This window comes from Mammaliicoccus sciuri (assembly GCF_002901825.1).
Lineage (GTDB): Bacteria > Bacillota > Bacilli > Staphylococcales > Staphylococcaceae > Mammaliicoccus > Mammaliicoccus sciuri.
In genome coordinates this window covers 24,161-51,089 of the sequence record NZ_PPQD01000030.1, presented here as the reverse complement: position 1 = coordinate 51,089, position 26,929 = coordinate 24,161, and the positions used below count along the sequence as shown (strand labels likewise).

Sequence of the window (26,929 nt, the reverse complement as noted above, 5' to 3'; positions counted from 1 at the left end):
TTTATTTTTCTTCTAATAGTAGTTTGTATATCTTCTCTATTGCTGCTTCTCCATCCCTTGTAAGAGCAATATATTCTTTACCTGTTGTTGTCATAAGAAGAGCATTATGTTGGTCAGTATATTTCTTCATTTCATTTTTCATTGAATCCATTTGAGGGGCTAATATAACAATGTTCATATCTTTAATTAAATCCATATCTTGACCATATGCCCTCGCAGTAGCATTTAAATGAATGTTTTGTTCTTTAGCAGCTTTATTTAACGAATTAGCGAGTATACCACTTGTACCACCACCAGCACATACGACTAATACATTGACGTGATCTTTAATGTCATATTGAACTATAGTATTAGTTGTTTCTAACTGACTATTTTTGTTTGACTCTGCATTTGATTGAGGCTGTACAATATTTTGACATTCAATCGTACCGCGTTCTTCACTCACTTTTATGCGATCATACGCTTTAATAAATGGCATCCAAATCACAAAGTCGAGTATCATAATAACGGCAATTAATAATAATGATAATGGCGCGAAGTTAGATGCCATGTAAATACCTATAGGTCCTGGTGTCGGCCATGGTAAGAAATGCATGAAACCATTCATACCTAAATTCTCTACAAAGAATTTCAATACCCATGAGTTTAGAATTGGTGTAACAATAAAAGGTATCATGAATACTGGGTTTAAAATTATTGGTGCACCAAATAGTAAAGGTTCATTTACAGCAAATGTTGTAGGAATAAATGACGCTTTACCAACAGCTTTAAGTTCTTTAGACTTACACAAGAATATAAATATATATGGAACTAAGAATGTGGCACCTGTACCTCCAATAAGTGCTACAAAGTCTTGCGTACTTTGTGTTAATGCAATATGTGCATGTTGACCTTCTCTAAATAATCTTAAGTTTTCAACTTGGTTGTTATACATAATTGCAATAACAGCTGGACCTACTACAGATGGTCCATGTACACCAATAAACCAGAAGAAAGCAATAAATCCGAAGATAATCGCAAATCCTAAGTAACCATTCGCAGCAGTAAATAATGGTGACAGTATAATTGTCGCCAATTCTGCTAAGTTACCATTCGCAATTTGACGGATCGCGATATCAATAATCCAGAATAAACCGACAGAAGCGGCAAACGGGATCATATCTTTAAACGCTTGTGCGATATTACCGGGTACTTGAGGAGGCATCTTGATTGTGATATTTCTACCAATAAAGAATTTATAAATATTTGGTATTACAAATGCTACAATAAATGACGCGATAAGTCCTTTAGTACCAAGCATGTCAATACTTATACCGTCTTTAACGGGGTTCATCGCTACAATTAGTAATGAAGATTCAGCAGCTACGAATGTTGAAATGACATTGATTTGGTTCGTTTTAGGTAATTTTAAGTTTTTATTGTCAGTTAATGATTTCGTAACGGTTCCTGCCATATAAAGTGCTAACATACCCATCGTGAATTGATACACTTTCATAATGGTTGTTTCGATATTTTTTGGCCAATGGAATCCCCAAACGTTCGGTACGTAAGCAACTAAAATAAATAATGATGAAAATAAAATAACTGGCATTAATGCAACGAAGCCATCTCTAATTGCCGTTAAGTATGGATTAGAAGCCACTTTCTCAAAAAATGGTTTCATCTTTTCAATAAATTTAATTATCTTATTCACAAGTATCACCCATTTTGTTTTAAAGTTTGAAGTTGTTCATAAATATCAATGATGTAATTTACAGAATCACGTAGTGCCATCGTTGTCATTAAGTGATCTTGACCGTGTACCATAATAAAACTTAACTCAGATGATTCACCACTTGCTTCTTGAGCTAAACATTGGGTTTGTTCTTTATGTGCTTCCGTTATATATGTATTTGCACTTTCAATATGACTACGTGCTTCTTCGAATAGTCCATTTTTAGCTTTTTCCATAGCCGCCATAACTTCTCTTCTTGCATCCCCAGCTATCGCAACAATGGTGAAACCTACCATCATATTTTCTTCTCTACTCATCTCTTGTTGTGCCTCCTTTTTGTGATGATAATATGCGTTCTATATGCAACTGAAAATAGAACAAGTGATGTTGATTAATAACAATATTGAACTTTCTTGATATGGCATGATATAAGTCTTTTGCGTACAAATAAGAATTTGGATAGTGTGTTTTTAAATGCTGTTGGAATGATATATCAACTTGTTGAGATAAGTCTTCAGAATAATCAAGAATGTGTTCTGTTAAATACTTTAAGTGCTGGATGAATCTATCATAATAATATTCATTGGACTTATTCCGAGTAATACCTATTTGGTTTAAGCAATTGATTAAATCGTTCAGTTGAATATTTTTATTCTTATAAGCAGTTTGATTTTCGATACCTTCAGGTTGCTCAGCATTGATAAAATGTAATGCTAGATTATTTGCTTCATATGCTGGGAAAGAAATATTTAAATTTCGTTTAATAATCGTCAATGCGTATAAACTAGATTCAAATGCACGAGGATGAATGCTTTTAACATCAATAGAAAATGTCTGTATCTTTTGATTGTTTTGATGAATATTAACAGCGTGATGCAAATGGTGTGTTAACGTGACATAAATATAATCTTGAAACGTAAAATCAAATTTATGTTGAACATCATTTATGATTTCACAACATGTCGTAATAATAGGTACGGGGACATCATTAACTAAAGACTGTAAATGAAATCTCACTTCTTGATTATCGAGTCTAAATATTTTCTCGGGTGTTTGATGAGATAAGAAATCACCTTTCTTTTTTGAGAACACAATTCCTTTCCCCATCGCGATAACTTCTTCACCATTTTCAGTAATGGCAATAGCAACATTATTGTTAAGGACTTGTTTGATTATCATAGGCAGCAATACCTCCAATCATTTGAAATAAAAATACCACAAGACTTAGAGGTGATTGATGCACCTCAAGAATTGTGGTTTTCGCCTAATTGAATAGTCACGATCCAAATATTTAATTGTTTATTAATGTTCGATATTGTTACATTTATAATTTACAACGCTTTTTAAATTATGTCAATATTGTAATTAAATGGAATATAAATGCATTAAAAAACCAAACCTACTTCATTTTGAAGTGTCGGTTTGGTTATATGATTAGTCTTCTTTTTTAACTTGAGCCCAACCTTTTTTGGTAATGGTAATTTTACCAGTCTCGATTGTGATCAGTTTTTGCTTGTATAATCTACCGATAGCACGTTTGAAACTTGCTTTACTCATATTAAAGACTTCTTTAATTGCTTCTGGGTTTGATTTATCCCAAAATGGTAATTCTCCGTCATATTCTACTAGTAAATCAAATATCACTTGGCCATCTTCATCAAGTCTTTCATGTGCCAATGGTAAGAATGAACCATTTAATTCACCGTTTTCTTTTACGCCGATGATTCTAACGTCCATTTCTTCACCTAGTCTTGGCTCATGTTTACGTTCTGATTCGTGTACAAAGATTTTATAACCATCTTCAGATAGGAGGAAAGTACCTACTCTTAATAAACGATATGGTCTTGCTGTTACATGTTGATGTAATATAGATTCTTCAGCTGTTTTGTACATTGTATCAACGATTGTTTCAGTTGCTAATCTCGCAAACATTTGACTATTACTATCTATTCTAAGTGTACAGAATATCATGTCACCGTTTTGTGGCCATAGTTCTTTAACTTTAGGTAGATCTTCCCATGGAATGAGTACTTCTCTAGGTAATCCTACATCTACTGCAGCACCATCACGGTCTACTCTCAATACTTTTACCCAATCATAACGGTCTTTTGTAATAGTTGGCATGTTTTGTGTTGCAAATAATTCTCCAGATCGGCTTGGATATACAAAGAAACTATAATCTTCACCGATTTCTAATTGATCGTCATCTTCGACTTCTGAAGCATTCATTTTAATAGGTTCGCTATTTGGTCCAAGTAAATGATAAGTTGAACCTTCCAATCTATCCACTTTTAAAAAGTCTATGCGACCTACAAGCGTATCTTTTTCGTGTGCCATGTCATTCTCCATTCATATGTTTTTCGTTTATTCATTATAACATGCATTTTGCTTCGTGTAACGACTGTTCAAACTCTTGCCCATTTTTGTTTCATTTATGATATAATTCATCGGTAGAAGTATTAATGAAAAGGAGTCATTTAATGTTACAAGTTACGAATGTAAGTTTACGTTTCGGTGATCGTAAGCTTTTTGAAGATGTAAATATTAAGTTCACACCAGGTAACTGTTACGGACTTATCGGTGCTAATGGAGCTGGAAAATCAACGTTCTTAAAAGTATTATCAGGCGAATTAGATTCTCAATCAGGTCACGTTTCACTTGGTAAAGATGAACGTTTAGCAGTATTAAAACAGGATCACTTTGCGCACGAAGATGAAAAAGTGATTGATGTTGTATTAAAAGGCCATGAAAAATTATGGCAAGTTATGACTGAGAAAAATGAAATTTATATGAAACCAGATTTCTCAGATGAAGATGGTATGCGTGCAGCAGAACTTGAAGGTGAGTTTGCTGAAATGAACGGATGGAATGCAGAAGCGGATGCATCTGTATTACTTTCAGGTTTAGGTATTAAAGACGAATTACATGACAAAATGATGTCTGAATTAGAAAACAACCAAAAAGTAAAAGTACTTCTTGCTCAAAGTTTATTTGGTGAGCCAGATGTTCTATTACTCGATGAGCCTACAAACGGTTTAGATATTAAAGCGATTGCTTGGTTAGAAGATTTCTTAATTAACTTTGAGAATACAGTTATCGTCGTATCACATGATAGACATTTCTTAAACAATGTCTGTACACATATAGCTGACTTAGATTACGGCAAAATTAAACTATTTGTCGGAAACTATGACTTCTGGTATCAATCAAGTCAACTTGCTTCTCAAATGGCTCAAGACCAAAACAAGAAAAAAGAAGAACGCATTAAAGAATTACAAGACTTTATTGCTAGATTTAGTGCGAACGCTTCTAAATCTAAACAAGCAACAAGCCGTAAGAAAATGCTTGAAAAAATTGAACTCGATGACATTCAACCATCATCAAGACGTTATCCATTCGTTAATTTCACAATTGAACGAGAAATCGGTAACGACTTATTACAAGTTCAAGGTGTTTCAAAAACAATTGACGGTCAAAAAGTATTAAATAACGTTTCATTTACAATGAATCCAAATGATAAAGCTGTATTAATTGGAGAAAGTGAGATTGCTAAAACAACCCTACTTCGTATTTTAGCTGGTGAACTTGAACCAGATGAAGGAACAGTTAAATGGGGCGTTACAACAACACAATCATACTTACCAAAAGATAACTCAGATTATTTCGAAGGTATTGAAATGAACTTAGTTGACTGGTTAAGACAATATGCACCACCAGAAGAACAAACAGAAACATTCTTAAGAGGATTCCTTGGACGTATGTTATTTAGTGGTGAAGAAGTTAAGAAAAAAGCAAGTGTCCTTTCAGGTGGAGAAAAAGTAAGATGTATGTTAAGTAAAATGATGTTATCAAACTCTAACGTATTATTACTAGATGAACCAACAAACCACTTAGACTTAGAAAGTATCACTGCAGTCAATGATGGCTTGAAGAATTTCAAAGGATCATTAATCTTTACTTCATATGACTTTGAATTTATCAATACAATCTCCAACCGCGTAATTGAAATCAAAGAAGATGGCGCAATTTCTAAAGAAATCAGTTATGAAGAATACTTGAGAGATCAAGGTGTTTATAACTAATTTTCATATAGAGAAGCTAGGACATTTTTATAAGTCCTAGCTTTTTTATTTGGGGAAATGAGGTAATGTGGGGTGTTTTTGGCGTTCAATGTAGCTAGTGAGAGCTGACTTGCAATGTTCAGTCCTCCTATTTATCAAGACTGATCAAACAAGATAAATACAATCCTACTTTTCTTACCAACATCCCCCCATTCCTATAAAATACCTACACCGCCCCATTACCTTCTAAAATGAATATTGATTTCTAGGGCTTATCGTCTAAATAGTAAGAACTTTTTGAAATTATCAGTTTTCTCTCTTTACATCAATATTCTTTGTATGTATAATGAATGCATACCAATTGAATATGTTTTTGATGAGGCGCATCAATCATTAGTAACTCCCCTACTGGACTGCAATCTTAAAGGAGTGAAAGGGTGCGATGCCGAAACATTGTATTTTTGCAGAAATATGGTGTTGGACATTTAGGTTAAGAGCTAATTGTCTGTCATTATCTTAAGAATAATGGAGTGCATCACTTGTATATATAAATTAAAACAAGTTCGAATGCCGAACTTGTTTTTTTATTTATATTACAGCGTTCGTCTCCGATTTATAGGAGGAATTATTTTGAGTCAGAGTGTTTTAAAATTTGGCGGTACGTCCGTTGGTGATTTTGACAAAATTAAAAATATCGCACATATGTTGAAATCACGTGTTGATAATGGAGAACAATTAGTAGTGGTTGTAAGTGCTATGGGTAAGACGACAGATTCTTTACTTGAAAATATTAGTTCACTTACTTCGCAACCTAAAGATGAGCATTTAGCGATGCTTTTAACGACGGGAGAACAACAAACCATTTCATACTTATCAATGGTATTGAATGACATTGGTGTTCAAACGAAAGCAATGACAGGATATCAAGCAGGAATTAAAACGATTGGTCATCATTTGAAAAGTAAAATTGCAGAAATTGATGCACTACGTTTTGAAGAAGCTTTTGAAAAAAATGACATTCTTGTCGTTGCAGGATTTCAAGGTGTGAATGATCATCTAGAAATTACGACTTTAGGACGCGGCGGTTCTGATACAACTGCAGTAGCCATTGCAGCAAGTATAGATACATCTTGTGAAATATATACTGATGTTGATGGTGTATATGGAACAGATCCTAGAATTTATAAAGAAGCAAAGTTACTCAATGAAGTTTCATATGAAGAAATGATGGAAATGAGTGCTTTAGGTGCTGGTGTATTAGAATCTAGAAGTGTCGAAATTGCAAAAAATTATAACATACCATTGTATCTTGGTAGAACATTATCAAACGTGAAAGGAACATGGATTATGCCACAAACAGAGATATTAGAGAAAAAAGCAGTTACAGGAGTCGCACTTGATACACATATGATTCATGTTACTTTAACTTATCCGATGCAAAACTTTGCATTGTTACAGAAATTATTTGATTCATTAGAAGAACAATCAATGAATGTTGATATGATATCTCAAATTGAAAATCAACAAGGATTACAGCTTTCGTTTACGATTAAAGATTCAGACGTATATCAAATCGAACAAATCATTGAACAACTTACTGAGGAATACCCTCATTTACGTTATAAAATGAGAGATAACTACGCTAAACTTTCAGTAATCGGAACAGGTATGAGAGATATGTCAGGAATAGCTTCAAAAGCATTCCGCACTTTAATTAGTCATGACATTAACTTCTATCAAACAACAACTTCTGAGATTAGTATTTCTTATGTTGTTGATCGTGAATTAGGAGAAACTGCCGTTCGAACTTTAAGTGAAGCATTTAATATATAATGAATGATGGAGTGAACAAAATGACAAAATTAGCAGTTGTTGGCGCAACAGGTTTAGTAGGAGAAAAAGTATTAGAAGTATTAGATAGAAAAAATGTACCATTTGATGAACTTGTATTATTTTCATCACCTAGATCAGCAGGCAAAAAAATCGAATTCCAAGGAAAAACTTATACGGTTGAAGCATTGACAGAAGAGAAAACTGATGGCAATTTCGATTACGTTATTATGAGTGCTGGAGGTGGTACAAGCGAGAAATTCGCCCCACTATTTGAACAACATGGTGCAATTGTAATCGATAATTCAAGTCAATGGCGTATGCATGAAGATATTGATTTAATCGTTCCGGAAGTGAATGTACCTAAATTAAATCGTAAAATTATTGCAAACCCTAACTGTTCAACAATTCAATCAGTTGTACCTTTAAAACCTTTATTAGATCAATTCGGATTAAAACGTGTTGCTTATACAACATATCAAGCTGTATCAGGATCCGGTTTAGCTGGTCGTGAAGATTTAGCTAATGGTGAAAAAGGAGAAGCACCAAAGAACTACCCTCACCCAATTTATAATAATGTGTTACCACATATAGATGTATTCTTAGAAGATGGTTATACAAAAGAAGAACAAAAAATGATCGATGAAACTAGAAAAATCTTAGATCAACCTTCTTTAAATGTAACAGCAACTTGTGTGCGTGTACCTGTTCAAGATAGCCACAGTGTGCATATCAACGTAACTTTAGATAAAGAAGCGACTGTTGAAGATATTCGTAACTTATTTAATGAAGATGACCGTGTTGTCTTAGTAGATAACGTAGAAAATAATGAATATCCACTAGCGATTCATTCTACTGGTAAAGATGAAGTATTCGTTGGAAGAATTCGTAAAGATGATTCTTTAGACAATACATTCCACATCTGGTGTACTTCAGATAACTTATTAAAAGGTGCAAGTTTAAATGCCGTTCAAGTGCTAGAACAAGTATTAGAATTAAATAAAAAATAATGAGGAGTGTTCAGTATGTCACATATTTTTAACGGTGTGGGCGTTGCCCTTACAACACCATTTACAAATGAGGATGTAGACTACGAAGCCTTTGAAAATCATATAGAATTTTTAATAGATAATGGTGTTAAAAGTATTATTATTAACGGAACAACAGCAGAGAACCCTACCCTTACAACAGAAGAAAGAAATACGTTATTAGAATGTGGGATTAAAAAAGTCAATGGCCGTGTTCCAGTTATAGCAGGTACAGGTACAAACAATACGCAAGCTTCTATCGATGCTTCTATAAAAGCTAAAGAATTAGGTGCTGATGCGATTATGTTAATCACACCTTATTACAACAAGACGAGTCAGCGTGGATTAATCGCGCATTTCACAAAAATTGCGGATGAAGTTGCATTACCTGTTGTACTTTATAATGTCCCATCAAGAACAAATATGACGATAGATATTGAAACGGTGCTTAAACTAAGTGAAAATCCATACATCGTGGCTTTAAAAGATGCGACAGGAGATTTAGAATATGCAAAAACTTTAAAACAACAATTACCAAGTGACTTTGCATTATATAGTGGTAATGATGACAATATGTTGGATTACTATCAATTAGGCGGAGCGGGATTAATTTCAGTTGTAGCAAATGCTATACCACAAGAAACACAACAATTATATGATTATGTCGTTAATGATCAATTAGAACAAGCAAACACTTTAAATCGTGATATTACAGAATTACTTAATCACTTAAGTGTAGATGTTAATCCAGTGCCGATTAAGTTATTAACGTCTGAATTAGGTTTCGGTTGTTATGAAGTAAGATTACCGCTTGTTACATTGGAAGAACAAGAAAGAAAAGTTTTAAGTGAAGCATTTACTAAGTTTAAAGATGGTGTAAAACAATGAAGATATTATTAATCGGATATGGCGCAATGAATGAACGCGTCGCAAGATTAGCAGAAGAAAGAGACAACGAAATAGTTGGTGTTGTCGTGAAGGATTCAACGAAATCATATCCCTACCCTGCTTTTGAATCTATTTCAGAAGCGCCAGAAGCGGATGTGGCGATAGACTTTTCTAATCCTGAATTATTATTGCCATTATTAGAAGAAGACTTCACATTACCTTTAGTTATCGCAACGACTGGTGAAAAAGAACAAATCATAGAAAAGTTAAAAGAAAAATCTCAAAATATGCCTGTATTTTTCAGCGCAAATATGAGCTATGGCGTGCATATACTCAAAGAAATTATTCAATATGCAGTACCATTATTAGAAGACTTTGATATTGAAATGTTAGAAAAGCACCATAATAAGAAAGTCGATGCACCAAGTGGTACACTCGTTCAACTATATGATGCAATTAAAGAAAAAAGAGCACAATCTGTACCAGTTTATGATAGACATGAATCAACTATTAAACGTGAACCTGCAGAAATTGGCATTAGTTCACAACGTGGTGGTACAATTGTTGGAGAACATCAAGTATTATTTGCTGGCCATGACGAAACGATTGAAATCACACATCGTGCGCAGTCTAAAGATATCTTCGCTAATGGCGCAATTAATGTAGCAGATGTTCTAGTCAATAAAGAAAACGGATATTACACATACAATAATTTAAATGAGGAGAGAATTTAACATGGTTAAAGATTTTACGGCAGAAGAAATTATACAATATATTAGTGAGGCAGAGAAAGTAACGCCTTTAAAGGTTTATGTAAACGGCGCATTTGAAAATGTTGAATTCCCAGAGTCATTTAAAGTATTTGGTTCTGAAACATCTAAAACAATTTTCTGTGATGCTAAAGATTGGAAGAGCTTTTATGAAGCGAATCAATCAGCTATTACAGATTTAGAAATTGAACATGATCGTCGCAATTCAGCAATTCCATTAAAAGACTTAACAAATACAAATGCAAGAATCGAACCAGGTGCTTTCATTAGAGAACATGCAGTTATTGAAGACGGTGCGGTTGTTATGATGGGTGCTACAATCAATATCGGTGCTGTTGTTGGTGAAGGTACAATGGTAGATATGAACGCTACTTTAGGTGGACGTGCAACAACTGGTAAAAATGTACACGTTGGTGCTGGATCAGTATTAGCGGGTGTTATTGAACCACCAAGTGCATCACCTGTAGTAATTGAAGATGACGTATTAATCGGTGCAAATGCTGTTATCCTTGAAGGTGTTAGAGTCGGCAAAGGTGCAATTGTTGCAGCTGGTGCTATCGTAACTAAAGATGTTCCTGCTGGCGCAGTAGTAGCTGGTACACCGGCTAAAGTTATTAAACAATCAGCAGATGTTCAAGACGGTAAAAAAGAAATTGTATCTGCTTTACGTAATTTAAATCAATAATATCATTTTAGTCGGGGCGGGACTGCAATATCATTTTCCTTAAATGAAATTTCTATCCCGCTCCCTCTTTCTATACATAATACAAAGGACTGAGTTAAATGTCTGAATTAGAATTTGTGAAAAATACAAGAAGATACTTACATCAACATCCAGAGTTAAGTATGCAAGAATATGAGACAACTGCATACGTTGAAGACTTCTTAAAACAATTAAATATTCCTTACGAACGCCCTATTCAAACGGGTATCATTGGTTATTTAGAAGGCAATTCGAGTCATACTATTGCGTATCGAGCGGATATCGATGCCTTACCTATTCAAGAAGTAAACGATGTACCTTATAAAAGTACGGTTGATCAAGTTATGCATGCATGTGGTCATGATGGTCATACGACAGCGTTAATGCTTTTTACGCAACGTTGTAAAGCTTTATATGATAAAGGTGAATTACCGCATAATGTAGTATTTATATTCCAACCTTCAGAAGAAACTGAAGCCGGTGCAAATCAATTAATCCAATCAAACGTGTTTGATAAATATCATATAGAGAAAATTTATGGCGTTCATATTATGCCATTTGAAGATGTCGGCACAGTAGCCTTTAAAAATGATGAAATTACAGCTAGTGCAACAGAGTATCGATTTTACTTAAAAGGAAGCTCGAGTCATGTTGCCAGTAAAGAAGATGGTAAAGCAGCATCAGAAGCGATGATGCATGTCCTTTCTCAAGTTACACAAATTCAGCAATTTCATTTAAATGGTTTAAATCGCAATATTGTTCATGTTGGACAGTTCAATGTTGGCGAAGCCATTAATACCGTTCCAGAGAATGGTTACTTAGAAGGAACGATTCGTACATATGATACGAATGATCTTGAAATTGTTAAAAATCAAATGCAAAAAATTGCAGAAAGTGTTGAATTGTTATTTGGTGTGACATGTACGGTTGATTTTGCTGAAGGGTATCCACCTACTACAAATGATGCACAATTATATGAGGGTGTTAAAGAAGCTTTAACGAGCCTAGACTTAACACTACATGAACTAGAAAAGCCTTATTTATTTGGTGAAGACTTTAGTTTCTATTGTCAATTAGCACCAAGTTATTTTGTCTTTTTTGGAACACGCAATGTTGAAAAAGATTATATTTATGGTCTACATACAAATAGACTCAATTTCGATGAAGAAGTATTAATCAGTGTCGCTGATTACTATACAGCACTATTAAATCAAGGAGCGGACAAATAATGGTAGCACGTATTACGATTGATGAACAAAATTTTATAAAAAATGCTAAAAATGTTATTAAAGATAACAAAGTTATGGCTGTCGTGAAAAACGATGCTTATCATTTTGGACTAGAATTCGCAGTTAAATCCTTTATTCAAGCAGGTATTCAAACATTCAGTACAACATCACTTCATGAAGCGGTAAGAATTCGTGAAATAGATAAACAAGTGAATATCTTTTTGATGAACCCTTCTATTGAATTTGAAACATTAAAGACACATAACATTGCGATGACGTTACCATCATTAACATTCTATCATGAACATATTGAAGATTTAGCGGGCATTAAATTACATTTAGAACTTGAAAATCTTTTACACCGTTCTGGTTTGAAAGACCAAGATGAAATGTTACAAGTACTCAAACATAATGAAAGCTTACCTATTGCAGAGCAAGCGATTATGGAAGGTATTTGGACGCATTTCGGATATGCGGATGAATTCGGTGGCGATGAATATGAAACAGAAAGACAAGCTTGGGTTAATTGTTTATCATTTATATTAGACCAAGGTTATGCCTTTAAATTTATTCATGCACAAAATAGTGCAAGTTATGTACGAGAAGACGGATTGTTAAATCAACATACGCATGCGCGTCTCGGTATTATACTTTATGGTTCAAGACCTTATAGTACCCTCCCTACTTCACTTACAGAACAAAACTTTACTGTCACAGCAAATGTGATACAAGTTCGCCCTATTAAAAAAGGAGAAACTTGTGGTTATAGTTTCCAATATAAAGCTGATAAAGATTGTAACATTGCTGTAGTTGATATTGGCTATGGAGACGGTATACTTAAGACAAGAGCGAAACATGATGCGCTTATTAATCAAAAGCGCTATCCAATTAGAGGGTTGATGATGAGTCACATGTTCGTTGAAGTAGATGATACAATCCAAAGTGGTGATCAAGTCGTTATGTATGGTAACGATATAAGGATTGATGAATTTACATTTAAAGGTGTTGGTGCAAATTCTGAGCAAATCAGTGCATTAAACCATCATTCATTAATAAAGGAGATTAGATAATGACAGTTAAATATAATGACCAAGGTGTTCTCACAATGGGCAATGTATCATTACAAACGATAGCTGCAAGTTTTGGTACCCCTACTATCGTATATGATGAGGAACAAATTAGAACACAATGTAGAAGATTCCATGAAGCTTTTAAAGAAAGTGGATTATCATATAATATCTCTTATGCTTCTAAAGCCTTTAGTAGTATTCAATTGTTTAAGTTGATGGAAGAAGAAGAAATGGGTCTAGATGTCGTATCTGAAGGTGAATTATATACAGCTTTAGCAAGTGGATTTGATCCAAGTAAAATTCATTTTCACGGTAACAATAAGACGAATGAAGAAATTGAATATGCTATTGAAAGCGGCGTTGAATATTTCGTAATTGATTCTTTAGATGAAATCACACGTATTAATAGATTAGCTTCTAAGCCTATTAAAGCTGTTTTAAGAGTTAATCCTGGCGTTGAAGCACATACTCATGAATTTATCCAAACGGGTCAAGAAGATAGTAAATTTGGCTTGTCTATTAAACACGGTACGGCACTTGAAGGTGTACGTGCTTTACAAGAATCAGATAAAATAGACTTCAAAGGTATTCACTTCCATATTGGATCACAAATTTTTGAAGCGGATGGTACAATCAACACAATCCAAATTGTATTTGAATGGTTAAAAGAACATGATATTGAGATTGATATATTAAATTTAGGTGGCGGATTTAGTATTAAATATACTGAAGCGGATAAAAGTTACCCTATTGAAGATGGTATTAAGTTGATTACAGATGCGATCAAAGAAAATAGTCAAAAATATGACATGGCTATTCCAGAAATCTCTATAGAGCCAGGCCGTTCAATTGTTGGTGAAGCGGGCGTTACGTTGTATCAAGTAGGAACGATTAAAGAGATTCCTAATGTTAATACGTATGTATCGATTGATGGTGGTATGAGTGATCATATTAGAACGGCACTTTATGATGCACAATATAAAGCGTTGTTAGTGAATAGAAATGATGAAGATACACATGAAGTCACAATTGCTGGTAAGTTATGTGAATCAGGCGACTTAATTGGTAGAGATATGAAACTTCCTAAATCTACAAAAATCGGTGATTATATAGCTGTATTATCTACAGGTGCTTACCATTACTCTATGAGTTCAAATTATAATCAAATGCTTAAACCTTCAGTTCTATTTGTTAAAGATGGAAAAGCAAGAGAAGTTATTAAGAGACAAACTTTAAAACAATTGATTATGAATGACGTAAAATAATAAGCTGAAATCATGAAATTTATTATTAAATAATAACAATATGATAACGCAAAAAGAAACCCTAACATCGTTAGGGTTTCTTTTTAGTCGTTCAAATTCATATATATTATAGTTTTACAACGTTTGCAGCTTGTGGGCCACGGTCGCCTTCAACTACTTCGAATTCTACTGCTTGACCTTCTTCTAAAGATTTGTAACCTTCTTGGTTAATTGCTGAGAAATGTACGAATACGTCATTTTCTCCTTCAATTTCGATGAAGCCAAATCCTTTTTCTGCGTTAAACCATTTAACTGTACCTTGTTTCATAATTGTGAAACCTCCAAGACTAAAATTCAATATGCGATATTCGCATATTACAAAAAACACAATTAATTAATAATGTTATTTGCAATATGGAATAACGATATTGCTATTACTTATTATACGTCACAGAAAATTCAAATGCAATACCATTTAAGATATTTTCAGAATTTATTATTTTGGTAATGGTGTATAAATTGAATTGTCATTTAATATAAGAATACTATAAAATATTTGCATATCTTCTTCGCAGTCTTCACAGTAAGATAGATCACAATTATTATAGAAAGCATGTATGTTATGTTTACCTACAAGTTCATTAGTAAACTTCGTTTGATATTGATTAAGTAGATTATGATATTGATTGACCATTTCTTCATAGTCATGACATTCAATTTCTTTAATGATATAGTCTTTCCAATCGTCAAACAGCCACCATCCCTCATAATCTGTTCGGATTGTTACGATTTTATACATCTTAAAATCTCCCCTATTTAGAAAATTGCCCTAGAGTTAATTTAAATCTTATTGATTATTAAATCAAGAAAATAGCTTGTCGATTTGTTTCTAATTATTAGTTTTTTTACACTGAACCCTTTATAATAAAGATATGAGGTGATAAATATGAACGGAAAACATATAAAAGTTTTTGGACGCGTACAAGGTGTTGGGTTTCGATTTTTCACTGCTCAACTCGCTAAGAAACATAAAATAGTCGGTACCGTTGAAAATGTCAGCGATTATGTAGAAATATACGCAAGTGGTGAAGAAGATCAATTAAAACAATTTACTGATGGTGTTATCCAGGGAGTAGCGCCAGCTTCAGTTGTAGAAAATTATACAATCGAAGATACCACTTTAGACGAAAAAACTAAGCATTTCAAAACGTTATAATTTAGGAAGATGACAATGAAATATAATTTATCATATGTATTAGGTGCATTATTAGCAGTACCTATATCATTTATTGCTTTTTTATTTAGTGTTTTTCAATTAGATTTAAATTATCTTATCGATATGGCTGTATTTGCAGGTACTTACGTTATTAGCTTTTTACCAATACAATGGTATAGTTCACGACGTTATTTGAAAGAAATGGGTTTAACACGAAGAGAATTTCATTTTATTAGAAAACAGTTAAACGAAGCGCAACCAAAATTGAAAAGACTTTATAAAAATTATATGCGAATCAGATCATATAAAGAATTCAAGAACTTAAACGAAGTTGCTAAATTAGCACGTACAATTTATAACACAGTTAAACAGTCACCTGAGAAATTTTATAAAGTCGAAAGCTTCTTCTACTCTCACTTAGATAATACTGTGAATTTAATTGATAATTACACACTTTTACAACGTATGCCGAATAAATCTAAAGAAGAAAAAGCTAAACTTAAACAAACAAAGCTTACGATTGATGAAAATAAACGAACACTCGTTGCCGATTTAAAAGAATTAAATGAATCGAGTTATCATCAATTAGATATTGAAATGGAACTTGCTGATATTGCTAAACAAAGAAATAGCTATAGAAAAGGCATTCCAGAATCAACGAAAGAAAAAGTAAATTTAACAAAAACTCATAAAAAATATGAATATGAAATGGAGCGTAACAATGACTGAAACGAATAAGAACTTATTTGACGACCTTATTGATGACCCATTTAAAGATTCATCAGAAGCGTTAACACCACAAACTTCAGAAATTACAGAACAACAGACCCCTTCTGATGTAACATCAACTTACGAAAAGACATTCTCAGATGAAGATCAACGTAAAATTGCTGAGATTGCTAAGCAAATTAAACCATTAGATAATGATGGTCTTCTACTCTATGGTCAACAAGCACAAAATAAATTATCACAGTTCTCACATCAAATGCTTACTCAAGTACAATCTAAAGATGTAGGACCTATTGGTAATTCATTAAGAAATTTAATGAATAAATTAAAAGAAGTAAATCCAGATGAATTACAAAAACAAAATCAATCTAGATTGAAACGCATTTTTAGAAGAGCTGAACGTTCTGTAAATGAAATGTTTAGTAAATATCAATCTGTTGGTGCACAAGTCGATCGAATATCTGTAGAACTTCAGAAATCACAAAATATGCTAATGAAAGATGTAGGCTTATTAGATCAATTATATGAAGAAAATAAAGCTTACTTTGATGCATTAAATATTTATATCGCAGCAGCAGAAAAGAAACGCGACGAGTTGAAACAACATAATCTTGTAGAATTAGAACAAAAAGTTAAAGCATCTAATAATCAAATGGATGTACAAGAACTGGCAGATTTACAACAATATATTAATCGACTAGAAAAAAGAATTTATGACTTACAACTTTCTAGACAAATCACATTACAATCTGCCCCACAAATTAGAATGATACAAAATATTAATCAAACTTTAGCCGAAAAAATTCAAAGTTCAATTTTAACGAGTATCCCATTATGGAAAAATCAAATGGCAATCGCTTTAACACTTTTAAGACAACAAGGCGCTTCAGAAGCTCAGAAAAAAGTAACAGATACAACTAATGAATTATTGCTGAAGAACTCTGAAATGTTGAAACAGAATGCGATAAGAACAGCTGAAGAAAATGAACGAGGCATCGTTGATATCGAAACATTGAAGACGACCCAAACTAATATAGTAGATACAATTCAAGAAACATTACGCATACAAGAAGACGGCACACGTAAACGTCAGCAAGCAGAACAAGAATTACAAAGCTTAGAACAAGACTTAAAAACAAAATTATTACAACTCAAAGACGAACAGCAGCAATTGAGAAACACATTTAAATCATAAATAATAGACCCACCAACAATTAAGTGCACCCCTAAAGTTGAACTAAAATTCAACTTTAGGGGTGTTTATTTATGAATAAAAAATATAGTTTAGATTTCAAATTAAAATTGATTCGAGAATATAAAAGTGGAAACGAAGGATGTAATATCTTATCGAAAAATACAATATAGATACTTGCTATATTAGAAAATGGCTATTTCAATACAATAATTTTGGAGTAGAGATCGTGGCTTAAGTACTGAATAAAGCCAAGAGATAGTCCAAGTCATGGCTTAAGTACTGAATAAAGCCAAGAGATAGCCTAAGTTGTGGCTTAAGTGCTGAATAAAGCCAAGAGATAGCCTAAGTTGTGGTTTAAGTACTGAATAAAGCCAAGAGATTGTCCAAGTCGTGACTTAAGTACTGAATAAAGCCAAGAGATAGCCTAAGTTGTGGCTTAAGTACTGAATAAAGCCAAGAGATAGTCCAAGTCATGGCTTAAGTACTGAATAAAGCCAAGAGATAGCCTAAGTTGTGGCTTAAGTGCTGAATAAAGCCAAGAGATAGCCTAAGTTGTGGCTTAAGTGCTGAATAAAGCCAAGAGATAGCCTAAGTCTTGGCTTAAAGGATGAATAAAGCCAAGAGATAGTTTTAGATCTGTGTTAAATCCCAACAAACTCACATCTCCTACATCACTCTACTCATCCCTACACCCTCTTACATAAATTGACTTAAGAAATACCCCATTAATGTTCCGACGTAATTTCCGATTACATAACCTAGAGTACCGATGATTAAAATGGGTCCTACTAATCCTTGCCACCCTTTAGAAATCGCTAATGCAGCTGCTGTTGTTGGTCCTCCGGCATTTGCATTACTAGCTAGTAACATCTCCTCAATATTGAATTTGAACAATTTACCGAAGCATAATGTTATAGATAAATTGAAAATCAAAATAACTGCGACGAAAATAAATAATAATGGTGCTGTTTTGATAATGATTGGTATAGATGCAGGTACACCTATTACGACAAAGAAAATATATATTAAAAATGTACCGAGTTCATCAGAAGCGTTTAAATTCTCAAAGAATTTACTAAACATAGCCACTGTAACAAGTGTTAATGTCGTTAATAATAAAAATTGGTCACCTATGATACTCACTAATATTTCCATAAAGTGATTATTTTTAGGAATGTATTCATTAACAAGTTCTGAAATTTTAAAGCTAATCGCAACTAATACAAATGCTATGGAAATTGAATAAGCAATATCTTTTAAACTTATATCATTTCGTTTCCAATACGCTTCTGCTTGATTACTGTTTGCATCATCGTTTGAATTATAAAGTCTTTTAAAATATTTTTTAATAAATGTCATATTCGGTAGCGTAATCAGTACAATGAAGTAGAATGCCATTACACTATTATCGGCTACAACAGTTGCAGATACTAATTCGCCTGGTGTTTGGAATTTCGTGCTAAGTGCTGCAAAATTTACACCACCACCTATGTAACTACCAGTCATCATAGCACCGATTTTATCTAGTTCAGGTATGAATTGGTGAAGTAATAAAAATCCTGCTCCAACACCTACTACAGTACCTACTGAACTGATTAGGAATATGAATAAAAGTCTTCTACTTTCTTTCCAAATTTTAAATATGTTTGATCTAAATAAAAGTAAAGGTATTGCTAATGGAATGACATATTCCCACACTTGGTCATAGACAGGTGATTCAATCGGAATGATATTGAGATTGGATAATATCATCGCACCAACTAATGCAATGATAGCGCCTGTTAGTTTTGCTGCAAATTGATATCTCTGTTCTAAGAAGATACTAATGGCTGCAATACCTACTAGAATTGCCCACAAAAGCCATGTTTCATCTTTGTTTATGAATGCATTTAATATCATGAATACCAACCCCTTTTTATTTTGTTATCAATATGATGACATAAAAAATAAGAATCTTCAAAATAATTTTGAAGATTCTTATACAACTTACGAATATGTGATTGGTGCTTGATTCTTAACTTTACCGATTATAAATCCAATGATGAATCCTACGATTGCGAAAGGTATCCATTCCATTTGGTAAGTTGATAATGGTAATTGTTGAATAAATCCAATTTTAGCCCAACCCATTTGGTTTACAACTGATATTAATGAAATAATTGTTACAAGTGCCACTGATAATTGTTGAGCAATTGGTGGTGTTCCAACGTATTTAGCAAGAACAATTAATAATACAGCTGTAATTGCGATTGGATATAACACTAATAATACTGGTAGTGAACCTTTAATTACTGTAGTTAAACCTTGGTTTGAAAGGATGAAACTAATTAATGTAAAGATTGTTACAAACCATTTGTAAGAAATTTTAGGTATAATTTCGTGGAAGAATTCACTTACTGACACGATTAAACCTGTAGCTGTTGTTAAACAAGCTAATGCAACGATAATACCGATTAAATATTTACCAAATTCACCGAATGCTAATTGCGCGGCTGTTGTTAAGAGATATGTACCGATATTTTGACCGTTATCGTTTAATTCTTTTAGTGTCTCAGCTGAAACATTCATGTGATTTCCGATCCAACCTAATGAGATGTAAATAAATCCAAGTGCAATTGCTGCAATAACACCTGCATAAATTGTTTGTTTGAATAATCCTGTTTCTCTCGTTACACCTTTACTCTTAATTGCTGTAATAACAATGAGTGAGAAAGCAATAGCTGCGATAGCATCCATTGTTAAGTAGCCTTCAACGAAACCTTTACCAAAGCTTGTTCCAGCACTACTATATACTGCAGGATCACCTTCAACTGTAGCTCCTCCACCTAATGAGAAGAATGCTTTAATAATTAATGCTGTAATCGAGATTAATAGTAAAGGTGTTAATATCGCACCGACTTTATCGACCATTTTACTTGAGTTGAAACTTAAGTAAAAAACAATCACAAAGTAAATAAGTGAGAATATAAATAAAGCCATTGAACTATTTGTATCAAAAATTGGTGTAATACCCATCTCGAAAGATGTTGCTGCCGTACGTGGTATTGCGAATAGTGGTCCTATCGTTAAAGAAATTGCAATTAATAATATAACTGCAAAGACTGGATGAATTTTACTTAATGAAACTCTGTATCCCTTGTCCTCAATTGAACCTGCGATTACACCAATAAGTGGTAAACCGATTCCCGTAATTACAAAACCAAATATTGCTGGCCAGAAGAAATGACCGCTCGATAATCCTAATGCTGGTGGGAATATTAGGTTCCCGGCACCAAAGAATATCGCGAATAACATAAACCCTACTACAAAAATATTCTTGTTCATATATTTTACTCCTTTTGCGTCTAACAATAATTTATATTTTATCATTGGAGTTTGTTTTCGTCTATATGAAATTTCTGAAAATTTAAAAAAGAATGTTATTATTTAGTTTTGCTAATTATATAGATTGCAACAGTAATTTTTTTAATAACGGTGCCAATTGGTATGGTAAATTTTCAACACCTTCTACAAATAAACTTTGTTTACCATAGATGTTATGAACAGTCTTTTTCGTGGCTTCATCAATCACATCTTGATTAAGGAATACATTAAAGACATAAATTCCTTGTTTATCTGCTTCTATCACAGCTTCATGTGTATCTATAATGCCGTCTTCTGCATAATCAAAAGCTGAAGGTTCCCCATCAGAAAATACAATTAAGAATTTTTGTGTCTCAGATCTTTGAAGTAAATGTTGTGTTGCAACTCTTAAAGCGACACCGTCACGATTATCATCTTGTGGTTCAAGCGTCATAATTCTTGCGTCATTTTGTTTAAGTGTTGATTCATTATATAAGATGAGCTCTTCGATTGTATTAGGTTGATTTAATTTATCAGCTTCAAAAGCATCTTCACTAAAACCTAGAATTTCATGTTTAATATCTAAATTTTTAAGTGTTTCGTGGAATAGGACGACACCTTTTTTAGTTTCTTCCATTTTATCGTGCATACTTGCTGATGCATCAACTAATAATGTGAATGTTGCATCTAATTTTCTACTAAATGCATCCTTTTTGAAGAATAGTTTATATTGATCATCGATAAACCAATTTAGTAAGTTCTTTTGCAATCTACCTTTAGTTAAGTTCTCTCTAATATCACTATATTGATGATTCATTGATTTTTGGATAATACTTGTTAAGTCTTTTATTTCAAACTGAACACTATCAACAGCTTCTTTATAGGCTGACACATGCGCCGGTAAAATATCTGGTCGATTGAAAGTCAGAGAAACATTTTGGTTAATACCTTTAAGTTGATATTGCTGATTAAGACCTTGTGCGCCGCCCTCTTCATCATCTAAAGTATTATTAGAACCCTTACCTTTTTTCTCCATCATATCCGTCATATCATCGCCAGCGTCACCTTCTCTATCGTTGTCTGTAAGAATGTCGCTATTTTCGCCTTCGTGAAGTTCCATTTCTAAATAAGAAGTGCTGTCAGTTTGACTATCGTTTGTCTTTGTTTTAGCATCTTCAGTTTCAATATCGTCAGGATCATGTTCTTGTTCATGACTTTGATTAGTGTTAGCCGCATCTTGACGTTTTAAATCTTCTAAAGTCCATTCTTCTTCATAAGAACGATAAATACGCTCAGGTATATGATAATACTGGTTGAGCATATCTTCTTTTAACAAATAATCCACTAAAATCATGATACTTACAGCTAAATCATAACTATCTTCTGATGATTGCAAGTTGAATATTTGCGTTAAACGATTAAACACTTGTACAAGTGCATCATCAAAATCATCATTTATTGAAATATTGTTTATGAAATTTTCATTTAAAATAGCATGTTCTATTGCTAAAAATAATAAGTCTGTATAAGTTGTCTTCGTTTGATAAACATGGATTTGACTATTATTTTGTTTGATTTTGACATTCAGTCTATGTTTGAACAACTTTTTAGTGACTGGACGTTTAACCATAATCAGATTTGAAAGACGGTATTCTTCAATGAGCATAAATAATTGTTTAAAAAAGCTCATATGATCAAATGATTCATCTAATACTTCTTTATAAATAGCTGGATCTGTATGTTTAAATCCTAAAGTATCTAACATAATGTCGGATTTTAGTCCTGCATTTATAATGTGTTCAGGTCGATGTAACCAAGTGAAACTAACATTACAAGTATTGTTGATAGGATCATAGTGTTGGAATTTTTGGAAAGAAACTTTAACGTTTGGATCTTCAAGTAATAATTTTGCTAAATCAGTTAACATCATTATTTGTTGTGCATCGATTTGTTCGTCATTAAATAATATAAAACGATCACTCATGATATTCTCCTTACTCGAAAATTAATTCAATTGCATTTTGTATGGCTTGTTGTTCTCTTTCGTCGTCTATTTTGTCTATAATGGCACGTTTAATCGCACGTCTAACTGGAATAACAGTCGCTAAATCAGCTAAGTCAATCAATGCTCTTATACTCGCTGACTCTTCTGAAATTTGACCTTGGCTCGACATAATGCGTAAATCTTTATTAAATTGAACAATTGAATCGATGATTTCATCTTCTTGTAATGCACTTTGCTCTTTAATAATCATTTTTAAAGTTTCGCCATCTATATAATCAATATCCAAGACAACGAATCTGTTTTTTAATGCTTCGTTCATTGGTAATGTTCCAATGTATCCTACGTTGATTGCAGCAACAACTGAAAAGCCTTCTTTAGCTTGTACGACTTCACCTGTAAATGGATTCGTTAACGATCTTCTAAAGTCTAATACACCATTTAAAATAGGTAACGTTTCTGGTTTCGCCATATTGATTTCATCAATATATAATATATCGCCATTCTTCATTGCTTTAATAACAGGTCCGTCGATAAATACGATTTGTTGATGACCTTGTTCGTTTGTTTCAATTGTTTTGAAACCTAATAAACTTTCTGCATCTAAATCTACAGAACAGTTTACAGAATGCATCGGTTTGTTTAAATCTCTCGCAAGTGTTTCAGCTAGTTTCGTTTTACCAGAACCAGTCGGTCCTTTTAAAAGTATATTCTTATTAAGCTTTATCATAGACAAAGCATCATCATATATTGTTTCATCGTTGTTTAAATATTTATTAAAATTAGCCATTGTGTTCTCCTTTAGTACATTTTATATACTTAAAAAAGAGTCCGGAACATATAGATGTATCAGACTCTTCTCGTATATTTATACTTCTTTAAAGTATGTTTTGTAGTAGCCGCCAACAAGTCCAGAATTATCAATGATTTGATAATATTCTTCTGTTTCATTAACGACATCATATGTTTTACCAACTGTTAACATATCAGATACTTTAAATTTTTCTGCATCTGTATGTGTAACTTCTACTTGTTTAATAACGTGATTTTCTTTCCAAGTTTCATGTAACATAAATAAACCGCTCCTTTAATTCACTGTGTCATATGTAATTGTAATGATGATGCCAGTTAAGTCACGCACATATAACGAAATTAAGCCGGCTTCATGTTGAATAATATGATGTTCCAATTCAATTTCTTTAACGTGATTAACAATTTTTTCAAAATGATCGATATCATCAATGGAGATTGCTACTCTTTCGATAGGTGGATTTAATGACTCAATCACATTTGGATAATCAATCAAATGTAACTCTCCGCCATTTCCACCAGCACCGACTTTAAATACGATAGCTGACTCATCATCTATTGTCTTGTATTCGGCAAACAATTGCAACTCAAAAATATTATTTAATAATGAGCCAGTTGCTTGAGTCTCAGGTGATTTAACCATGACCGGCCCTATTCCTTGAATTTGATGAATAGGACTAATTGGACCACCATCATATGCAGTTCCAAGTGGCACACCAGAATTTTGTTCATCAGAAATAAGATGTAACGCATGTCCATTATTATCATAAAATTTAAACAGATGCTTACCATTTAATTGTTGTACAGACTCATATTTAACTTGATGATCATCAAATTGTTGTTTATATTCATATAATGCGTAATCAGTCGGTACACGTAAAGCAATCCCGTGAAAATGCGTATCTAATTGATCTGAATCACCAGAATATTGCTTGAAAATCAGTCTCGTACCAGGCGCTAATTTTGCATCACCGATATGTAAGATATTCTTTTCATGGTTCATCAAGGTATTAAGCCCTAAAATATCTTTATAAAATGACTCTGTTTCTTTAATATCAAAAGTCCATAATGTAACACTTCTTAGTCCATTCATGAATATCTCTCCTATATATGAATTCTTATAAATTATATCAAATAAATTCAAAGTATGACAAATCAATCAAATTGAGAATAATGAAAAATATATTTTTGGGTTGTGTGGTCGCCGTTACGAACAAGTTTGGTCGAAAGTGTTCATAAGAGCCGCGTTACGAACAAGTTTAGCTGAAAGTGTTCATAAGAGCGCCAGTATTTACACTTCTTACGAGTTTTGTAAATAAGGCCCCCATTATTAGCAGTTCTGGCCCAAAGTGCAAATACTGGTATCGTTATTAGCAGTTCTGGCTCAAAGTGCAAATACTGGTATTGTTATTAGCAGTTCTGGCCCAAAGTGCAAATACTGGTATCGTTATTAGCAGTTCTGGCTCAAAGTGCAAATACTGGTATCGTTATTAGCAGTTCTAGCTCAAAGTGCAAATACAGGTATCGTTATTAGCAGTTCTGGCTTAAAGTGCAAATACTGGTATCGTTATTAGCAGTTCTGGCTTAAAGTGCAAATACAGGTATCGTTATTAGCAGTTCTGGCTCAAAGTGCAAATACTGGTATCGTTATTAGCAGTTCTGGCTTAAAGTGCAAATAACTTGAACCATATTATCCCTCATTTAAAATTCTAGCTTTAATTCAATACTTTCTTTATAGTAAGCCATTTTCAATTAAAAATAAAACCACAACTCAGATTTGAGGTAATTTATAAAACGAAAAAAATACAACGACGATAAATCGTCGTTGTATTTTCCTATAATACTATATTAAGATTCTAATAATAAATCTTCTGGATTTTCAATTAAGTCTTTAATTGTTTTTAAGAATCCTACTGCTTGTTTTCCATCAATTATTCTGTGGTCGTAGCTTAATGCGATGTACATCATCGGTCTATTTTCCATACGATCTTTATCAATTGCAATTGGTCTTGTAACAATTGAGTGCATACCTAAAATAGCAGCTTGTGTACCATTGATGATTGGTGTAGACATTAATGAACCAAATACGCCACCATTTGTAATAGTGAATGATCCACCCATCATGTCATCTAAGCCTAATTTTTTGTCTTTAGCTTTAACAGCTAAGTCTACGATATCTTGTTCGATTTCAGCGAAGTTTTTCTTATCACAATCTTTAACGATTGGTACTACTAAACCTTCTTCTGTAGAAACGGCAATACCGATATCATAGAATTGTTTAAGTACTAAATCAGTACCATCAATTTCAGCATTTACATCAGGATATTTCTTCAATGCTGCTACTGCTGCTTTAGTGAAGAATGACATGAATCCTAAACGTGTACCGTTATGGTCTTCTTGGAATTTTTCTTTCTTACGTTTACGTAATTCCATTACGTTTGTCATATCAACTTCATTAAATGTTGTTAACATAGCTGTGTTATTAGATACTTCTAATAATTTCTTAGCTATTGTTTGACGTCTACGTGATAATTTCTCACGAACAACAGGTTTAGAAGGATTGTCATTAGATTTAGCTTGTGCTGGTTGGCTTTTCTCAGCTGGTTTAGCTTGTGGTTGAGGTTTAGCTGCACTTTCAACGTCTTCTGGACGAATAACGTCACTTGCTTGAGTCTTAACCTTGCTTAAGTCGATACCTTTTTCACGTGCTAAACGACGTGCTGATGGTGTTGCTTGAATTCTTTCATTTGAAGATGCTGTTTCTTCTTTTGTTTCTGTAGCTTCTGGTTTACCTGCATCTTCTTTAGATGGTTCTTCTTGCTTTTCAGGTTTAGCATCGTTTGAAGCTGGTTGTGCTTCTCCGTCTGAAACGACTGCAATGACTGAACCTACTTCAACAGTATCGCCTTCTTCAGCTTTGATTTCAGTTAGAACACCTGCAACTTCTGAAATGACTTCAACATTTACTTTGTCAGTTTCAAGTTCGACGATATTTTCGCCTTTTTCAACTTGGTCACCAACTGATTTGAGCCATTCTGAAATTGTTCCTTCTGTAATTGATTCTGCTAATTCTGGTACTTTTACCTCTGACATGATTC

25 protein-coding genes and 1 riboswitch are annotated in these 26,929 nt (G+C 33.2%); of the genes, 12 read left to right on the top strand and 13 right to left on the bottom strand.

Going from position 1 to position 26,929, the window contains the following annotated elements:
• Position 1: 1 nt before the first annotated feature.
• The 4 genes from CD035_RS10095 to CD035_RS10080 all read right to left on the bottom strand — a co-directional run bounded on the left by CD035_RS10095 (position 2) and on the right by CD035_RS10080 (position 4,051).
• A complete protein-coding gene (locus CD035_RS10095; protein ID WP_048543044.1) occupies positions 2–1,693 on the bottom strand; it encodes a lactose/cellobiose PTS transporter subunit IIB in 1,692 nt (563 codons plus the stop codon).
• A 5-nt stretch (positions 1,694–1,698) separates the two neighbouring features.
• Complete coding sequence (locus CD035_RS10090; protein ID WP_037588016.1) at positions 1,699–2,031, bottom strand: PTS lactose/cellobiose transporter subunit IIA; 333 nt, start codon at positions 2,029–2,031, stop codon at positions 1,699–1,701.
• On the bottom strand, positions 2,024–2,893 hold the full coding sequence (locus tag CD035_RS10085) for a CAT RNA binding domain-containing protein (protein WP_037588018.1): 870 nt from the start codon (positions 2,891–2,893) through the stop codon (positions 2,024–2,026). The genes CD035_RS10090 and CD035_RS10085 overlap by 8 nt, the downstream gene beginning before the upstream one ends.
• 255 nt (positions 2,894–3,148) lie before the next feature.
• Positions 3,149–4,051 (bottom strand): CvfB family protein, encoded by a 903-nt coding sequence (locus CD035_RS10080; protein WP_048543042.1) that lies wholly within the window; start codon positions 4,049–4,051, stop codon positions 3,149–3,151.
• A 143-nt stretch (positions 4,052–4,194) separates the two neighbouring features.
• On the opposite strand from CD035_RS10080, the gene CD035_RS10075 reads away from it, so the two are divergent.
• The 9 genes from CD035_RS10075 to lysA all read left to right on the top strand — a co-directional run bounded on the left by CD035_RS10075 (position 4,195) and on the right by lysA (position 14,558).
• Positions 4,195–5,796, top strand: coding sequence for an ABC-F family ATP-binding cassette domain-containing protein (locus tag CD035_RS10075; protein ID WP_048543040.1), 1,602 nt, complete (start codon positions 4,195–4,197; stop codon positions 5,794–5,796).
• Positions 5,797–6,143: 347 nt separating this feature from the next.
• A riboswitch (Lysine riboswitch) is annotated at positions 6,144–6,319 on the top strand.
• A gap of 86 nt (positions 6,320–6,405) precedes the next feature.
• A complete protein-coding gene (locus CD035_RS10070; RefSeq protein ID WP_048543037.1) occupies positions 6,406–7,608 on the top strand; it encodes an aspartate kinase in 1,203 nt (400 codons plus the stop codon).
• Between the two features lie 20 nt (positions 7,609–7,628).
• Positions 7,629–8,615, top strand: a complete 987-nt coding sequence (locus CD035_RS10065) for an aspartate-semialdehyde dehydrogenase (protein WP_048543035.1) — start codon at positions 7,629–7,631, stop codon at positions 8,613–8,615.
• A 15-nt stretch (positions 8,616–8,630) separates the two neighbouring features.
• Positions 8,631–9,521: a 4-hydroxy-tetrahydrodipicolinate synthase gene (gene dapA / locus CD035_RS10060; RefSeq protein WP_048543033.1), complete on the top strand. Its 891-nt coding sequence runs from the start codon at positions 8,631–8,633 to the stop codon at positions 9,519–9,521.
• The gene (gene dapB, locus CD035_RS10055) at positions 9,518–10,255 is read left to right on the top strand and encodes a 4-hydroxy-tetrahydrodipicolinate reductase (RefSeq protein ID WP_048543032.1); all 738 of its coding nucleotides are present in this window, start codon (positions 9,518–9,520) and stop codon (positions 10,253–10,255) included. Before dapA ends, dapB begins: the two co-directional genes overlap by 4 nt.
• Position 10,256: 1 nt before the next feature.
• Positions 10,257–10,976, top strand: a complete 720-nt coding sequence (gene dapD / locus CD035_RS10050) for a 2,3,4,5-tetrahydropyridine-2,6-dicarboxylate N-acetyltransferase (protein WP_048543030.1) — start codon at positions 10,257–10,259, stop codon at positions 10,974–10,976.
• Positions 10,977–11,074: 98 nt separating this feature from the next.
• Positions 11,075–12,223, top strand: a complete 1,149-nt coding sequence (locus tag CD035_RS10045) for a M20 metallopeptidase family protein (RefSeq protein WP_048543028.1) — start codon at positions 11,075–11,077, stop codon at positions 12,221–12,223.
• Positions 12,223–13,293 carry an alanine racemase gene (gene alr / locus CD035_RS10040; RefSeq protein ID WP_048543027.1) on the top strand — a complete coding sequence of 357 codons (1,071 nt, stop codon included), beginning with the start codon at positions 12,223–12,225 and terminating at the stop codon, positions 13,291–13,293. Before CD035_RS10045 ends, alr begins: the two co-directional genes overlap by 1 nt.
• Entirely contained in the window at positions 13,293–14,558 is a 1,266-nt protein-coding gene (lysA, locus tag CD035_RS10035; protein WP_048543025.1) for a diaminopimelate decarboxylase, read from the top strand. The genes alr and lysA overlap by 1 nt, the downstream gene beginning before the upstream one ends.
• 106 nt (positions 14,559–14,664) lie before the next feature.
• On the opposite strand, the gene cspA is transcribed toward lysA, so the two are convergent.
• On the bottom strand, positions 14,665–14,865 hold the full coding sequence (gene cspA, locus CD035_RS10030; protein ID WP_016912585.1) for a cold shock protein CspA: 201 nt from the start codon (positions 14,863–14,865) through the stop codon (positions 14,665–14,667).
• A 168-nt stretch (positions 14,866–15,033) separates the two neighbouring features.
• A complete protein-coding gene (locus CD035_RS10025; RefSeq protein ID WP_048543023.1) occupies positions 15,034–15,336 on the bottom strand; it encodes a DUF1033 family protein in 303 nt (100 codons plus the stop codon).
• Between the two features lie 147 nt (positions 15,337–15,483).
• On the opposite strand from CD035_RS10025, the gene CD035_RS10020 reads away from it, so the two are divergent.
• The 3 genes from CD035_RS10020 to CD035_RS10010 are packed head-to-tail and all read left to right on the top strand — an operon-like array spanning position 15,484 to position 17,677.
• Complete coding sequence (locus CD035_RS10020) at positions 15,484–15,753, top strand: acylphosphatase (protein ID WP_048543021.1); 270 nt, start codon at positions 15,484–15,486, stop codon at positions 15,751–15,753.
• Positions 15,754–15,768: 15 nt separating this feature from the next.
• Positions 15,769–16,482: a 5-bromo-4-chloroindolyl phosphate hydrolysis family protein gene (locus tag CD035_RS10015; protein ID WP_048543020.1), complete on the top strand. Its 714-nt coding sequence runs from the start codon at positions 15,769–15,771 to the stop codon at positions 16,480–16,482.
• Positions 16,475–17,677 (top strand): toxic anion resistance protein, encoded by a 1,203-nt coding sequence (locus CD035_RS10010; protein ID WP_048543017.1) that lies wholly within the window; start codon positions 16,475–16,477, stop codon positions 17,675–17,677. The genes CD035_RS10015 and CD035_RS10010 overlap by 8 nt, the downstream gene beginning before the upstream one ends.
• Before the next feature lie 696 nt (positions 17,678–18,373).
• Here the strand turns inward: CD035_RS10010 and CD035_RS10005 are convergent.
• From CD035_RS10005 to odhB, 7 genes are all read right to left on the bottom strand, one after another.
• Positions 18,374–19,576 carry a DUF819 family protein gene (locus tag CD035_RS10005; protein ID WP_048543016.1) on the bottom strand — a complete coding sequence of 401 codons (1,203 nt, stop codon included), beginning with the start codon at positions 19,574–19,576 and terminating at the stop codon, positions 18,374–18,376.
• Between the two features lie 87 nt (positions 19,577–19,663).
• Entirely contained in the window at positions 19,664–21,001 is a 1,338-nt protein-coding gene (brnQ, locus tag CD035_RS10000; RefSeq protein WP_048543014.1) for a branched-chain amino acid transport system II carrier protein, read from the bottom strand.
• A 115-nt stretch (positions 21,002–21,116) separates the two neighbouring features.
• Positions 21,117–23,003: a vWA domain-containing protein gene (locus CD035_RS09995; RefSeq protein WP_048543012.1), complete on the bottom strand. Its 1,887-nt coding sequence runs from the start codon at positions 23,001–23,003 to the stop codon at positions 21,117–21,119.
• A gap of 10 nt (positions 23,004–23,013) precedes the next feature.
• A complete protein-coding gene (locus CD035_RS09990; protein WP_048543010.1) occupies positions 23,014–23,811 on the bottom strand; it encodes an ATP-binding protein in 798 nt (265 codons plus the stop codon).
• A 78-nt stretch (positions 23,812–23,889) separates the two neighbouring features.
• Positions 23,890–24,093, bottom strand: a complete 204-nt coding sequence (locus tag CD035_RS09985; protein WP_048543008.1) for a DUF6501 family protein — start codon at positions 24,091–24,093, stop codon at positions 23,890–23,892.
• Positions 24,094–24,108: 15 nt separating this feature from the next.
• Positions 24,109–24,924 carry a VOC family protein gene (locus CD035_RS09980; RefSeq protein ID WP_048543006.1) on the bottom strand — a complete coding sequence of 272 codons (816 nt, stop codon included), beginning with the start codon at positions 24,922–24,924 and terminating at the stop codon, positions 24,109–24,111.
• Positions 24,925–25,679: 755 nt separating this feature from the next.
• Complete coding sequence (odhB, locus tag CD035_RS09975; RefSeq protein WP_048543004.1) at positions 25,680–26,924, bottom strand: 2-oxoglutarate dehydrogenase complex dihydrolipoyllysine-residue succinyltransferase; 1,245 nt, start codon at positions 26,922–26,924, stop codon at positions 25,680–25,682.
• Positions 26,925–26,929: the final 5 nt, after the last annotated feature.